This is a genomic window from Nocardioides sp. NPDC101246, from assembly GCF_044767415.1.
Classification (GTDB): domain Bacteria; phylum Actinomycetota; class Actinomycetes; order Propionibacteriales; family Nocardioidaceae; genus Nocardioides.
Map to the genome: position 1 here is coordinate 234,673 of NZ_JBIWNX010000001.1, position 14,031 is coordinate 248,703.

Annotated in this window: 15 protein-coding genes; 9 read left to right on the forward strand and 6 right to left on the reverse strand. The window is 68.4% G+C overall.

Annotated elements, in window-relative coordinates:
* Together ACIRON_RS01115 and ACIRON_RS01120 are read right to left on the reverse strand one after the other, a co-directional pair.
* Positions 1–1,539, reverse strand: a complete 1,539-nt coding sequence (locus ACIRON_RS01115; RefSeq protein ID WP_402987827.1) for an ABC transporter substrate-binding protein — start codon at positions 1,537–1,539, stop codon at positions 1–3.
* A 50-nt stretch (positions 1,540–1,589) separates the two neighbouring features.
* The gene (locus ACIRON_RS01120) at positions 1,590–2,774 is read right to left on the reverse strand and encodes a CaiB/BaiF CoA transferase family protein (protein WP_402987830.1); all 1,185 of its coding nucleotides are present in this window, start codon (positions 2,772–2,774) and stop codon (positions 1,590–1,592) included.
* 131 nt (positions 2,775–2,905) lie between these two features.
* Between ACIRON_RS01120 and ACIRON_RS01125 the strand changes: the two genes are divergently transcribed.
* On the forward strand, positions 2,906–3,817 hold the full coding sequence (locus tag ACIRON_RS01125) for a LysR family transcriptional regulator (protein WP_402987833.1): 912 nt from the start codon (positions 2,906–2,908) through the stop codon (positions 3,815–3,817).
* Between the two features lie 21 nt (positions 3,818–3,838).
* On the opposite strand, the gene ACIRON_RS01130 is transcribed toward ACIRON_RS01125, so the two are convergent.
* Positions 3,839–4,495, reverse strand: a complete 657-nt coding sequence (locus ACIRON_RS01130; protein WP_402987836.1) for a TetR/AcrR family transcriptional regulator — start codon at positions 4,493–4,495, stop codon at positions 3,839–3,841.
* Positions 4,496–4,610: 115 nt separating this feature from the next.
* Between ACIRON_RS01130 and ACIRON_RS01135 the strand changes: the two genes are divergently transcribed.
* From ACIRON_RS01135 to ACIRON_RS01145, 3 genes are all read left to right on the forward strand, one after another.
* Positions 4,611–5,453: an SMP-30/gluconolactonase/LRE family protein gene (locus ACIRON_RS01135; protein WP_402987839.1), complete on the forward strand. Its 843-nt coding sequence runs from the start codon at positions 4,611–4,613 to the stop codon at positions 5,451–5,453.
* The gene (locus tag ACIRON_RS01140; RefSeq protein ID WP_402987842.1) at positions 5,450–6,634 is read left to right on the forward strand and encodes a thiolase family protein; all 1,185 of its coding nucleotides are present in this window, start codon (positions 5,450–5,452) and stop codon (positions 6,632–6,634) included. The genes ACIRON_RS01135 and ACIRON_RS01140 overlap by 4 nt, the downstream gene beginning before the upstream one ends.
* 61 nt (positions 6,635–6,695) lie before the next feature.
* Positions 6,696–7,439, forward strand: a complete 744-nt coding sequence (locus ACIRON_RS01145; protein ID WP_402987845.1) for an SDR family oxidoreductase — start codon at positions 6,696–6,698, stop codon at positions 7,437–7,439.
* Here ACIRON_RS01145 and ACIRON_RS01150 read toward each other — a convergent pair.
* Positions 7,396–8,598, reverse strand: a complete 1,203-nt coding sequence (locus ACIRON_RS01150; protein ID WP_402987848.1) for a LuxR C-terminal-related transcriptional regulator — start codon at positions 8,596–8,598, stop codon at positions 7,396–7,398. The genes ACIRON_RS01145 and ACIRON_RS01150 overlap by 44 nt on opposite strands.
* A gap of 88 nt (positions 8,599–8,686) precedes the next feature.
* On the opposite strand from ACIRON_RS01150, the gene ACIRON_RS01155 reads away from it, so the two are divergent.
* The 3 genes from ACIRON_RS01155 (at position 8,687) to ACIRON_RS01165 (ending at position 10,398) form a co-directional block, all read left to right on the forward strand.
* Positions 8,687–9,490 carry an MBL fold metallo-hydrolase gene (locus ACIRON_RS01155; RefSeq protein WP_402987851.1) on the forward strand — a complete coding sequence of 268 codons (804 nt, stop codon included), beginning with the start codon at positions 8,687–8,689 and terminating at the stop codon, positions 9,488–9,490.
* The gene (locus ACIRON_RS01160; RefSeq protein WP_402987854.1) at positions 9,487–10,110 is read left to right on the forward strand and encodes an NAD(P)-dependent oxidoreductase; all 624 of its coding nucleotides are present in this window, start codon (positions 9,487–9,489) and stop codon (positions 10,108–10,110) included. Before ACIRON_RS01155 ends, ACIRON_RS01160 begins: the two co-directional genes overlap by 4 nt.
* A 69-nt stretch (positions 10,111–10,179) precedes the next feature.
* Positions 10,180–10,398 carry an amphi-Trp domain-containing protein gene (locus ACIRON_RS01165; protein WP_091045126.1) on the forward strand — a complete coding sequence of 73 codons (219 nt, stop codon included), beginning with the start codon at positions 10,180–10,182 and terminating at the stop codon, positions 10,396–10,398.
* 18 nt (positions 10,399–10,416) lie between these two features.
* Here the strand turns inward: ACIRON_RS01165 and cls are convergent, their stop codons facing one another.
* Both cls and ACIRON_RS01175 read right to left on the reverse strand, forming a co-directional pair.
* On the reverse strand, positions 10,417–11,850 hold the full coding sequence (cls, locus tag ACIRON_RS01170; protein WP_402987857.1) for a cardiolipin synthase: 1,434 nt from the start codon (positions 11,848–11,850) through the stop codon (positions 10,417–10,419).
* An 85-nt stretch (positions 11,851–11,935) separates the two neighbouring features.
* Positions 11,936–12,334 carry a hypothetical protein gene (locus tag ACIRON_RS01175; RefSeq protein ID WP_402987859.1) on the reverse strand — a complete coding sequence of 133 codons (399 nt, stop codon included), beginning with the start codon at positions 12,332–12,334 and terminating at the stop codon, positions 11,936–11,938.
* 244 nt (positions 12,335–12,578) lie between these two features.
* Here ACIRON_RS01175 and ACIRON_RS01180 point away from each other — a divergent pair, with 244 nt between their 5' ends.
* Positions 12,579–12,938 carry a carboxymuconolactone decarboxylase family protein gene (locus ACIRON_RS01180; protein WP_402987862.1) on the forward strand — a complete coding sequence of 120 codons (360 nt, stop codon included), beginning with the start codon at positions 12,579–12,581 and terminating at the stop codon, positions 12,936–12,938.
* A complete protein-coding gene (locus tag ACIRON_RS01185; protein ID WP_402987864.1) occupies positions 12,910–14,031 on the forward strand; it encodes an AI-2E family transporter in 1,122 nt (373 codons plus the stop codon). The genes ACIRON_RS01180 and ACIRON_RS01185 overlap by 29 nt, the downstream gene beginning before the upstream one ends.

A 14,031-nucleotide genomic window follows, 5' to 3' on the forward strand; every position in this document is an offset into this window, starting at 1 on the left:
TCAGCCCACGCTGATGTCGAACGGCTTGGGCAGGTTGTCCGACGGCGCGAGCTCGACACCCTTGATGTTCTCGGCGGCGACGACGGTCGGCGTCTCGTGGCCGATGACCATCAGGTAGCCCTGCTCGATCAGGTAGGTGTAGACGTCGCGCCAGCCCTTGGCCTGCGCCTCGGGGGTCTCGGCGGTCAGTGCCACCTTGGCCAGGTCGGCGACGTCGCCCCGGTCGGTGCCCAGGGTGTCGTACGGGCTGCCGGGAGCGAACCGCTCCGCGTACTGGCTCTCGGCCGTGAAGCCGCGGGCCAGAGTCGGCGCCATGGTCGTCTTTCCGTCGCGCATCACCGTGGCCAACGTGCCCGGCTCGACCTGCTCGATCGTGACATCGACACCGATCTCGGCCCACATCTGCTGGATCGACTCCGACACCACCGTCAGCGCACCGAACGACGGGAAGGTCACCTTGAACCCGTCCTCGTAACCTGCCTCGGCGAGGAGGCGCTTGGCTTCCGCCGGGTCGTAGGCGAGCTCCTCGGTCGACGCGTCGTAGTACGGCGAGTCCGGCAGCCAGAAGTTGGCGGTGGCGTCGCCGTTGCCGAACTGAAGACCGGTGTCGAAGGACTCGCGGTTGATCGCCAGGTTGAGGGCGCGACGTACGCGCTCGTCCTTCATCGGCTCGAGCAGCGTGCCGTCGGTGTCCATGATCTGCACGTAGTAGACGTTCGGGGTGGTCCGCTCGATGAGCTGGAGCGTTCCGTTGTCCACCGTCGCCCGGTCGCCCTCGCCACGCAGCTCGATCATGTCGACCTGGCCGTCGAGGACCGCGTTGGTGGCGGCCGCGGCATCCTCGATCACCTTGATCTCCACCGTGTCGACCTTGACGCTCTCGGGGTCCCAGTAGTCGGAGTTGGCCTGGAACACCTGCACGTCGCCGGCGCTCGACGCCGCAGCGTCATACGTCCACCCGCCGGCACCGACCGGCTGGGTGTCGGGCGAGGCGTCGAAGGACGCCGGGCTCATCATCATGCCCGGCAGACGGCTCAGCTGGGCCAGCATGTCGGTCGTCGGCCCCTTGAGGTTCAGTCGCACCGTGACGTCATCGACCGCCTCGACCGAGGCGATGTTGGCGTAGAACGCCAGCGACGGGCTCGCGGTCATCGACATGCCGCGCTCGAAGTTGGCGGCCACGGCCTTCGCGTCGACCGGGGCGTCGTCGCTGAACGTGACGTCGGAGCGGAGGGTCAGCTCGAAGGTCTTGGGGTCCACGCTGCTCCAGGACTCGGCCAGGCCCGCCTCGAACGTGCCGTCGGGCAACGCGTGCACCAGCGTGTCGAAGACCGGGTTCAGGTAGTACTCCTGGGCGACCGCTGCCATCTGCGGGTCGTACGTCTGCACGTTCGTGGCCGCGGCCATCGTCAGAGTGCCCGAGCCGCTGGACTCGTCGGCGCCACCGCCCCCGCAGGCCGTGAGAACCAGAGCGACGGTCGTGACGCTCGCCAGGGTGCCGAGGAAGCGCCGAGAACGCTGTGGTCGATCAATCTTCATGTCATTCCTTCGGGGTGTGCTGTTTCCAGACAAACTGAGGCGAGCGGGCATCAGATCGCGCCACCTTCTCGCAGCGCGGCGATCTCGTTGACGCTGAGACCGGCAAGCTCGGCGAGGACGGACTCGGTGTGTTCCCCCAGATCCGGCGCGGCCGTGCGAATGCTGGGTTCGAACCCGGAGAATTTACCCGCGGGGGCTTGCATGCGACGCGAGCGGCCGGCCGCGTCCGGGACCGCGACGATCGACCCGCGGGCCCGGATGTGCGGGTCGTCGCAGATGTCAGCGGCCGAGTAGACCGGACCGGCCGCGACCTCGGCGTCGACCAGGATCTCCATCAGAGGCTCGAGGTCGTGCTGGCCGACGAACTCGTCGATACGCGCCTCGATCTCTGCACGATGGGCGATACGTTCGGTGAGGTCTCCCCAGTCCGCCAGCTCGTCGTCGTCCATCACCTTCACCAGCCGGCGCCACATCTGTTCCGTGGAAGCCGGGAGCGCCAGCCAGTGCCCGTCGCGCGTGCGGTGGAGGTTGTTGGGGCTGATGTGAGGGTTCTGGTTGCCCTGCCGCTCCACGCTCCTGCCGGTCAGGTCATAGCCGACGATGAAGTCCTCCTGCATTCTCAGCAGCGGCTCGTAGAGCCCGATGTCGGCCAGTTGCGGCTCACCGGTGAGGTCACGCTGGCGCAGAGCCTGCATCGCCGCGAACGCGGCATAGATCCCGGTGACGCCGTCGGCGACCGGGTAGCCCGCGAAGATGGGCGGGCCATCGGGGTCGCCGGTGCGGTGGGTCAGGCCGGCGAACGCCTCCGCGACGCGCGCGAACCCGGGCCGGTCGGCGTACGGTCCGGTGCGGCCGAAGGCACTGACGTGCACCATGACCAGATCGGGACGGAACTTCACGAGATCGTCGAAGTCGACGCCGAAGCGCTTCAGCGTGGCCGGGCGGAAGTTCGTCACGACGATGTCGGTGGCCGCGACGAGGCGTCCGACGATCGCAGGGGCGTCGGCGTGGTGCAGGTCCAGGCTCACGCTGCGCTTGTTGCGTCCCAGCATGAACCACTGTGCGGAGTCGCCGTCGACGAGCGGAGGGTACGCCCGCGCGGGATCCCCCGTCCGAGGCTGCTCGATCTTGATGACGTCGGCACCGAACTCCGCCAGCAACGACGACGCCAAGGGACCAGCCAGGATCGTCGACAGATCCAGGACGGTGATGCCGCTCAAGGGCAACTGGGTCATACGCGTCACCTTTCATCCCGGCCGCCCACAAAGTGTGAGGCACGTCACCGGCTGGCGGTCAGACTGCCATGTACAGCGACTTCTCCGACTCCACCTACCAAGGGTGATAGGAAATCGCTATCGTTACCCGCATGCGAGTGGAGCGAGCCCGCTACTTCCTGGCCGCCGTCGAGACCGGATCCCTGCGTGCGGCTGCCGAACGGTGCGGCATCAGTCAACCCACATTGGGCCAGCAGATCAGTCTGCTCGAGGAAGAGCTCGACGTCGTGGTGCTCACCCGGAGCCGCACCGGGGTCCGGCCCACTCCCGCGGGCCAGGGTCTGCTCGAGTCGATGTCGCGCCTCGTCGCCGCCGAGGACGCCGTCCTCGAAGCGGCCGCACAGTCGAGCAACTCCTACAGCGGCAGGGTCGCCATCGGGACCATCTCGGTCGTGGCAGGGACCGTCATCGCTCCGGTGGTCGGCAGGCTGCGTGACCTGCACCCGGATCTGCGGTTCACCGTTCGTGAAGGGGGATCGACGGAGATCGAGTCCCAGGTCGCCGCCGGCGAGCTGGACTTCGGCGTCGTGACAACGCCTCGCAGGCCCGCGCCGAGCAGCATCGAGCGAACGATCCTGCTGCGGTTCCCGCTCGGGGTCGTCATGCCACGCGGCCACCTGCTGGCCGACCGTGGCAGCCTGCGCTGGGAAGACCTGGAGACCTGGCCGATCGTGACGATGCGCGAGGGCACCGTCATGTGGGAGCACCTGCACGCCGGCCTCCCCCGGCCCGACGTCGTCGTGGAGGCGACCTCCGCCCGCACGATGAAGCTGATGGTCGCCTCCGGTGCCGGCATCGGGGTCCTGGGACCGTTCGAGACGACCGTCGACGTGCCCGGCCTGCGCTGGGTCCCGCTGCACGACGCGCACTCGGTGAGCATCGAGCTGGTGCAACGACGGGACTCCCGCCCCTCTCCCTCAGCGCTGGTGGTCAAGCGGCTGATCACCGCGCAAGCCGCCGAGCTGCTCGCCTCCACGATCAACCGGCACCCCGAGCGCGCCTGACGCGGTCCGTCGACGCCGGCTTCAGGTCACCATCTTCAGCGCGAGATCGGCGTTGAACGCTGCCACCTGTTCGGGCGAGTCCGAGCCGTCCAGTCGGTACCAGCGGACCAGGTCGATCCCGAGGGAGAGGATCGCGCGGGCCACTCGCTGCACGTCGACGTTCTCGAAGGACCCGTCGTCGACGCCGGCCTGCACGGCGCTGCGAAAGATCATGCTGGTCTGCTGCCGCAGCTCGACGATGACGTCGTAGTCCTCCACGTTCAGACCCGTGAAGTCGTACTGCGAGACGCGGGCTGCCACATGGTGGCGCGCATGCCACTCGGTGTAGCGAGCGACCAGGGTCCGCAGACGAGTGGCGGCGTCGAGCTGGTCCAGGTCGGGCGTCGTGATGTGCTCCAGCACCCGCTCGTGTCCGGTGCGGATGATCTCGAACAGGACGCTCGCCTTCGACGGGAAGTAGACGTACAGCGCCGCAGGGCTCAGTCCCAGCATTCCCGGAATATCGCGCGTGGTCGTGCCGTGGAAGCCGTTCGTCGCGAAGCAGCGCACCGCGGACGTGAGCATGTTGCGGGCGACCTCGGGGAGGTCCTCACGCCACAACTGAGGTGACTCGTCGTCGAGGTCGGGCTGCTGGCCGACCTCGATCACGGTGAGACGAGCCTGTCGCGGTTTGGCCACCCTCGCTTGCCCTTTCTGTCGCTGACCGATACGGCAGAAATCGCCGATACGGCTTGACACACTAGTTCACCCGTGACTGACTATGCGCTTAGTAACCTAGCGGAGGAGTGAGCCAGTGACCACGACGAGCGTGTCCCCCACCATGAGCGGCGACGTCCGGACCCTCGTCGATGCGCTCGAGGTCGCCGACAGCCCGCGACCACGAGGCGGCCGGATCTGGTTGTGCGACGCCGCCACCGACGCGGTCTACTCGACCGACCGCGACGGCAACGGCCTGCGCGCGGAGCTCGAGGTGCCGGAGCAGCCCTCGGGCCTGGGTTGGCTCCCGGACGGCCGCCTGCTCGTCGTGTCCCGGCGCGACGCCCGCATCCTGCGGCTCGAGCACGACGGTTCCATCCGCGTGCACGCCGAGCTCGCCCGCCATGTCAACGGCGTCGCGCTGGGCATGGTGGTCGATCACGTGGGTCGCGCCTGGGTGTGCGAGTCCGGCGGCGATCTCCGCTCCGACGGACCCTTCTCCCCCGGTCGCGTCCTGCGGGTCGACCCCGACGGCACCGTGACCGTCGCCGCCGACGACCTGCTCCTACCTCACGGGAGCATCGTCACCGACGACGCTGTGCTGCTCATCTGCGAGAGCGCCGGCAACCGGGTCACCGCCTTCGACATCGGGGGTGACGGCGTCCTTGGCAATCGACGCATCTGGGCGAGGTTCGGCCCCCGTCCAACCGTCCACGGCCTCGACGCGCTGCTCGGCCAACTCGTCGCGGCACCTGCCGGATGCGTCCTCGGCGCAGACGGGTCGCTCTGGGTCGCCGATGCCCTCCACGGACGGGCGCTTCTGGTCCGCGACGGCCGCGTCGTCGAGCACGTCGGCGAGGTCGCGCCCCTGTTCCTCCTTCCTCCGCCCATCGAGCACGCGGTCACCGCGTCCACCCCACCTTCAGGAGTCACCCTGTGACGGATCAGCAGCGCATCCTCATCCTCGACGGCGCCCGCACGCCGATCGGAAGCTTCGGCGGCGCCCTGAGCGAGGTCCCCGCCCACGAACTGGGTGCCACCGCCGCCCGCGCTGCGATCGAACGCGCCGGAGTCCGACCGGACGACATCGGCGAGGTCGTCATGGGCTGCATCGGACAGGTCGGACCCGACGCATTCAACGCCCGGCGCGTGGCCCTGACCGCTGGCCTGCCGGTGAGCACCCCGGCGTACACCGTCAACCGGCTCTGCGGTTCGGGGCTCCAGGCGATCTGGTCGGCTGCGATGCAGATGCGGTGGGGCGGGGTCGACATCGCCCTCGCCGGCGGCGACGAGTCCATGAGCCGGATGCCGTTCTACGACTTCGGCGCCCGCAGCGGCTACAAGCTCGCCGACCGAACGCTGCACGACGGCACGCTCATGATGCTCACCGACCCCTTTCACGACATCTTGATGGGCCGCACGGCGGAGAACGTCGCGCGCACCTACGGCATCTCGCGCGCCGAGCAGGATGAGTTCGCCCTCGCCTCCCAGCACGCTGCCGCCTCGGAAGCAGCCCTCCGGGCATTCGACGAGGAGATCGTTCCGGTCACTACCGGCGGACGTCGCTCACGTACCGTCGAGCAGGACGAGCACCCGCGGCCGGAGACCACCCTGGAACAGCTGGCCGGCCTACGCCCGGCCTTCGAGGTCGATGGCTCGGTCACGGCCGGGAACTCCTCGGGCATCAACGACGGCGCCGCCGCGGTGGTCCTCGCCACCGAGACCGCCGCAGCCGAGCGCGGCCTGACCGCGCTGGCTTCCCTCGAAGCCGTGGCGAGCGCCGCCCTGGAACCGGAGCTGATGGGCTACGCCCCCGTCCTGGCGCTGCGGAAGCTCTTCGCCACCACGGGCCTGACGCCCGACGACATCGACGTGTTCGAGGTCAACGAGGCCTTCGCAGCCCAGGCGGTCGCCGTCATCCGCGACGCGAAGCTCGATCCTGAGAAGGTCAATCCCTACGGCGGCGCGATCGCGCTCGGACACCCCGTCGGCGCCACCGGCGCGATGCTCACCCTCCGGGTGGCCAAGGATCTGGTACGCCGCGACCTCCGGCTCGGCGTCGTCACGATGTGCATCGGGGGCGGCCAAGCCCTGGCCGCCCTCGTACGACGCGCCGGCTGACCGCGATGACCACCTGTGGATCCACGTCACCCCTCACCTTCGCCACCGAAAGCAGACACTCATGAACTCGCCCACCCTCACGTTCGACTTCACCGGCCAGAGCGTCATCGTCACCGGAGCCGCCCGCGGCATCGGCCTCGAGCTGGGCCGGTTCTTCCTGACCGCCGGAGCGAGGACGTACCTGGTCGACCGCGACGCCGAGGAGGTGAAGGCACGCGCGGCCGAGATCGGAGCCACGGGCCTCGCTGCCGACGTCGGCAGCACCGAGCAGGTGACGGAGGTCGTCGACCAGGTCGTACGCGAGACCGGGCGCCTCGACGTCGTCGTGAACAACGCCGGCATCCTGCGCGACAGCGTGGTCTGGAAGATGACCGACGAGGACTGGGATGCCGTCCTGAACACCCACCTCGGCGGAACCTTCCGGTTCACCCGCGCGGCGACGCCGCACTTCCGCTCGCGCGGCTACGGTCGCGTCGTGAACGTGACGTCGTACACCGGACTGCACGGCAACACGGGGCAGGCCAACTACGCCGCCGCGAAGGCCGGCATCATCGGGTTCACCAAGACCACGGCCAAGGAGCTGGCGCGCTTCGGCGTCACGGTGAACGCCATCTCACCGAACGCCGCGACCCGGATGATCGAGTCGATTCCGGACGACAAGAAGGCGGAGATCGCGGCCGGTATCCCGATCGGGCGCTTCGCCGAGCCACGGGAGATGACCGGCGCGGTCGGCTTCCTGGCTTCGGTCGAGGCCGGGTACGTCACCGGGACGGTGTTGCCCGTCGACGGCGGCCTCTCGATGTGACGGCAGAGTCTTGAACCGGGTCGACAGCTGATTCCGGCATCGGACCGCCCCGCAGGGGGAGCCGGGTCGCGGCGCGCTGCTCGTTGTCGCGCAACCGCCCTTCGTAGTGGCTGAAGAACACCTTGGCGACCAGGTCGCGGCGGCTGCGTACGCCTGTCTTCTCGAACACGTGCTTGAGGTGCTGCTGGACCGTGTGCGGAGAGATGACCAATGCCTGGGCGATCTCGACCGTCGACAGTCCCTTCAGCACGAGCTGGGTGAGCTCCTTCTCGCGCTCCGTCATCCCGTACGCAGACATCAGCAGTGTCGCGATCCGCGCGGGATGAGCGGGCTCGACGATGACCGCCACCTGTGGGTCCGGTCGCGTCGCGAGAACCGCGCCGTGCAGCACGATCCAGGTGCCCGACTCGCTGAGGACGCGCGAGGTCGCCACCTCACCGGACTCTCCCGGCGAGTCGACCGAGCGCAACGCTCGCGCCGCGACCGCGGCCACCGCGACCGGCACGGCCCCCGGCGCGGGACGAGGGAGATCCGCGAGCCATCGCTCGACGCCTTCCGTGGCCGAGTCGATGCCGAGCGCCGAGTTCAGCACGACCAGGCCAGGCGCCCCGGAGGAGTCGGGGTCGGAGGCCTCACCCAGCAGGAGCGCGTTGCGCGCCGCCTCGGCCAGGCTGGGCGCGATCGCCTTGAGGAACGCCTTGTCGGCGGCGCCGAACATCGGCCGGTCAGGTTCGCGGTAGAGGGCCAGCGAACCCCAGACGACGCCGGCTCGGGTCCGCAACGAGGCGATGAGCTCCTGGTCGCCGCCGAGCTCCATGTTCGCCTTCCACCGCGACGTCGCCGACGGGTCGCCGTCGGTGATCTCGTAGAGCGTCGAGACACCTTGGTCCGACTTGGCGACGTCGCTGAGCTTGTGCACCCCGTCGGCGCGGTACTCGTTGTCGAGGAAGTCGGCCGGGAGCACCGGCAGCAGCTCGTCGAAGTGGCTGGTGATCAGCAGCGACGCGGGATCGAGCGTGTAGAAGCACGGCGCCCAGTAGTGCGGGATCGCGTCGGCGATCGGCTCGCGACACTCCCGCCACAGCGTGACCAGATCGAGCCCCTGTCTGCTCAGGCGCTCGATCTTGTCCTGCGACCGCTGACGGGTGCGCTGATCCACCTGATCGAAACTACTCCCCGCGAGGGGCCACCTGAATGCCAGATTGCTGGTATATCCCGTCGCCACATCGGTGCCTAGCGTCGACAGCATGGACATTCACAAGCTCTCGCACGACGTGAGCCAGCTCGCCGACTGTGCGCTGGTTCCAGGGCTGGGATACCTGCCCGTGAACGCGTTCGTGCTGCATGCGCAGGAGCCGGTCGTGGTCGACACCGGGCTCAGCACTCCCGACAAGCACTTTCTGGACGACCTCGCCGCGGTCATCGACCCCGCCGACGTGCGGTGGGTCTGGATCACTCACCCCGACCGCGACCACACCGGAGGGGTCCGGGCTCTGCTCGACGCGGTTCCGAACGCGCGCCTGATCACGACCTTCGGCGGAGTCGGGATCCTCGGCTGCGAGTGGGAGGTCCCGCTCGACCGCGTGTACCTGCTCAACCCGGGCCAGGCGCTCGAGGTGGGCGACCGGACCATCCGAGCCTTCCGCCCTCCCCTGTTCGACAGCCCGGTCACGACCGGGTTCGTCGACGAGAGCACCGGCGCGATCTTCACCTCCGACTGCTTCGGCTCACCGGTGCCGACCGCCGAGCTGGCCACGTGCGCTGACGTACGCGACGTCGGGGACGTACGCGAGGGGCAGCTGCTCTGGGCGACGATGGACAGTCCGTGGGTGGCCGACGTCGACGAGGCTCGCTATCGCCGGACGATCGAGCCGCTTCGATCGCCCGAACCGTCCGCCATCTTCAGCACCCACCTGCCTCCGGTGCTGGCGCACACGGACACCATGTTCGACACCATCAGCCAGGCGCCCCGGGCACCGTCGTTCGCCATGCCCGACCAGCGGGCTCTCGAGGAGCTCCTCGCGACCTTCGCCCCGGCGGTGCCGTCATGAAGCTCGCGATGTTCGGGGGCAGCGGGTTCGTCGGTGTCCCGACGCTCGCCCTGGCTGCCGAGCGCGGGCACGACGTCCGGGCACTGATGAGGTCCTCGAACCGAGTCGCTCCTGCGGGTGTCGACGTCGTGCTCGGCGACGTACTCGACCCGGAGGCGGTCGCCCGGACGGTCGCCGGCTGCGATGCCGTCGTGTCGACCCTCGGCGGGTGGGGTGACAACGACTCGATCGACCTCGGCGCCCGCAACGTGCTCGCTGCCATGCGCGAGGAGGGGATCACGCGGATCGTCTTCATGGAGGGCTTCAACATCCCCTTCCCCGGAGACCCACGCAACGCCGGCGCGATCTTCATCGACACGGTCGTACGTCTGCGCAGCCCCGGCCACGTCCGGAGCCAGCGGCGCCTGGGACTCATGCTGCAGGCGTGCGCCGACCTCGACTGGACGATGGTGCGGACCCCGATCGTCCGCGCCGGGGACAGGACCGGTCGGACCGAGGTCGGAACCCTGAGGATGGGACCACGAAGCCACGTGACGACCGGCGATCTGGCCGAAGCGCTGCTGGACGCGGTGCAGGACGGTCGACACGTACGCGCTGCTCCCATGGTCCGCTCGGTGTGAACCACCTCTGGTGACGAGCTCGACATACGATGGCGCGGGAGATCCGCACCGTCTGACAAGGAGTTCGGCATGGACCTGATGGAAGTCACTGAACGGGCGAGGCTGCGTCGCGAGGACGCCGCGGCTCGCCTGCGCGCCCTGGCCGACGCGCTCGCCAGCAACAACGAGGTCGAGTTCGAAAGAGAAGGACTGCGCTTCAAGGTGCGCGTGCCTGACGAGGTCGACTTCAAGCTGGAGGTCGAGATCGGGGACGACGAGCGCGAGGTCGAGATCGAACTGAAGTGGTGACCTGAGGCTCGACGCGGGCTACTGCAGCGCCGCGGTCAGCCTCATCACGTTGTCCAGGTACGCCGCGCCGCGCGACCGGGTCAGCCAGTCCTCGAGGAGCAGCTCCTTGGAGATCGACCGATAGTTGTCCTCGACCTTGCGCATCTCGGCGACGACCTCGGGTCCGAGAAGCATCAACGAGACCTCGTAGTTCAGCACGAACGAACGCATGTCCATGTTGCTCGATCCCAGAACCGCGACGTCGTCGTCGACGCTGAAGAACTTCGAGTGCAGGATCGCGGGCGCCGGATACAGGTAGATCCGCACCCCCGCACGCAGCAGCGCCTCGTAGTAGGAGCACTGGGCGTGGTAGACCATGAACTGGTCTCCGGCCTCGCTCACGAACAGCTCGACCTCGACGCCCCGCTGCGCGGCCGTGGTGATGGCGTACAGCAGCGACTCGTCCGGCACGAAGTAGGGGCTGGTGATCGACAGCCGGCGTTGTGCCGAGTACAGCAGGAGCGTGAACGCACGCAGGTTGTTCTCCGTCGAGAAGCCCGGCCCGCTCGGGATCACCTGCCCCTCGATGTCGCCGGCCGGGGTCGGTACCGTGCCGAGCTCGTCGGTCAGCTTGACCTCCGTCTCGCTGTACCAGTCGGTGCAGAAGAGCAGGTTGAGAGCGCTGACCGCCGGTCCCTCGACGCGGGCCACCAGCTCCGTCCACTCACGGCCCAGCTTGTGGTTCGCGGGCTTGTTGTAGCCGGGCTCGATCAGGTTCTGCGAGCCGGTGAACGCCACCATCCCGTCGATCACCAGGATCTTGCGGTGGTTGCGCAGGTCCGGGCGGCGCTTGAAAGGCGCGATCGGCAGCATCGGGTGCCATTCGATGCCGGACGCGTCCAGCCGGGCGATGAACTCCTTGTAGCCCGGGATGCCCTTGGATCCGAGGTGGTCGAAGAGCAGACGGACCTTCACCCCGCGGTCGACGGCCCGTGCCAGCGCCTCGTAGAAGGGGCCGGTCACGTTGTCCCACGCGGTGATGTAGAACTCGACGTGCACCCAGGCGGAGGCCTTGTCGACCTCAGCGGTCATCGCCGCGATGGACTCGGAATAGATCGGGAAGAGGTCGATCCTGTTGCCGGGCGTCACCGGCTGGGCGCCCAGGTTGCGGCTCAGCGTCGCCACCGAACGTACGTACATGGGTCCGGGGAAGTCCCTCTCGAGCGTGGGCACGTGCGCCGCTCGCTCCGCCACCAACGCGTTGACCTCGGCCTGCTGCTCGTTGCGACGGCGCCCGAGCTTGGTCCGCCCCAGGACGAGGAAGATCACCCACCCGAAGAGCGGCACGACCAGGATCAGGAGCAGCCAGGCCATGCCGCTGGACGGCCGCCGGTTCTTGGGCACCACGCCCAACGCGACGATCTTCAACGCGAGGTCGATCAGATAGAGAGAAGCGGCGATCCATGGGGCCATGGTCGGAAGTCTGGTTCCCGCCCGGCCGCGCGTCCTCACCCAAGATGCGTGAAGACCGACGCCGCGGCCGGTCCAGGACGGCTGTTCAGCAGGTCTCCTGGACGTCGGTGATGAGAGTCCGTACGTCGCTGCCGAACGTGGAGAGCGCAGTCGCGGCGGCACTCAGAGTGGTGGCGGAAGCACTCTCCTTGGCCGCGTCGAGGCTCGCCACGAGCGCGTCGTAGCTGGCCTGGACGTCTTCGATCTGGCTGGAGAACTCGGCCTTCGCGTCGGTCTTGACGTCGGACAGGTCCGACCCGATGGCCTCGAGTCCGCTCTCCAGGTCGGCCAACGCGCCCGAGGACGACACGTCGATGTCCCGCACCTCGTCGACCGACGTCTGGAGGTCGTCGACGGAGCCGCACACGGCAGTTTGGTCGTCGCCGCACCCGGTCAGCGGCGTGGCCAACGCCAGGGTCAGGACAGCGACGGGGATGAGCTTCATGGTGGCTCCTTCGATGGGTTGCCCATCCTTCGCGGGGACGAGCCCACTTTCGTCACACAGAAGACGTGAATCGTCGACCGGAGTCTCGGTGTGCCCGGCGTGCGCGCTTCACCAGATCTACATGATGCGGACCGAACCGTGGTGGGGGTGAATGAGGCGTACCGCGATATCGAAGGGTCGCGGTCGAACCCAGAGCGAGCCGGAAGGACGGTCCGGAGTGCACTACGCCGATCGACTCCACCGCTTGGCCATCAACCAGACGGAGTGGTCCGAAGACCCCACCTACGCGGCCGACGAAGCGTGGCGCGAACCCACGTTGGATGCCCGAACCCTGGCCCTGGTCCGGCTGGCCGCACTGGTTGCGGTCGGGGGCGAGGTCCCCTCCTACGGTTTCGCCGCCGATGCGGCCGTCGACGCCGGCGCGAGCGCTGCTGAGGTCGTCGACGTGCTGATCGGCGTCCTTCCCGTCATCGGTACGGCACGTGTGGTCGCGGCCGCTCCCAGGCTGGCGATGGCTCTCGGATATGACACAGACGCGCTCGAGCAGGAGCACCCGGCCGGGACAGGAGATCCTCATGAAGCACGCCTCCACCACCGCACCTAGCGAGCTTCGGCCCCGGTCGTTCGCCTGGACCTTGTTGCTGGGTGCCGCCGCGCTGACGCTCGCGCTGGCCGGCGTGAGATCCGTCGCGGACATCGTCGGGCCGGTCCTCATGGCTGTGGTCATCACGATCACGTTGCACCCGATCCGCGTGTGGCTCGAACGGGGACGACTTCCCGGATGGGCGATCTCGACGCTGATGCTGGCCTCGGCAGTCCTGCTGCTCTCGGTCTTCGCAGTGGCCCTGATGGTGTCGGTCGCCCAGCTGGCCGCTCTGGTGCCCACGTACGCCGACCAGATCGCCGACGGGGTCGCGAACGTGGGGAACACCTTGCGGGACGCGGGGGTCAAGCAGGAGCAGATCAACGCGGTGGTGAACGCGTTCGACCCGGGCCAGGTCATCGACGTGGCCATGTCGGTGCTCGCCGGCACCTTCGGCGTGGTCACCGATCTGTTCTTCCTGATCACGGTGCTGCTGTTCGTGGCCTTCGACACGGACTCCACCCGCCGCAGCCTGAAGACGTTGGGTGACCGGTTTCCCGACCCGGTCGCCGCACTGGACAACTTCGCCCACGGCACCCGCAACTACATGGGTGTCTCGGCGGGCTTCGGGCTGATCGTCGCCGTCATCGACGGGGTCGCCCTGTACGTGCTGGACGTCCCTGGAGCCTTCGTGTGGGCGGTGCTCGCATTCGTCACCAACTTCATCCCGAACATCGGCTTCGTCATCGGCGTCATCCCACCGGCCCTCATCGCCCTGCTCGACGGCGGCCTGGGCCTGATGGTGACCGTCATCGTCGTCTACTGCGTCATCAACTTCGTGATCCAATCCATCATCCAGCCTCGGGTGGTGGGCGACTCGGTCGGTCTCTCGGCGACGTTGACGTTCCTCTCCCTGGTGTTCTGGACCTGGGTGATCGGACCGGTCGGGGCACTGCTCGCCGTCCCGTGCACGCTGCTCACCAAGGCCCTCCTGGTCGAGGCCGACCCGCGCGGCAGGTGGGCCCTGCCCCTGATCTCAGGGAAGCCGGACACAGAGCCCGGGCCGGAGCGGGCCGCCCCGGCCGAGCTTCAGCCTGAGGGAACGCCAGAATGA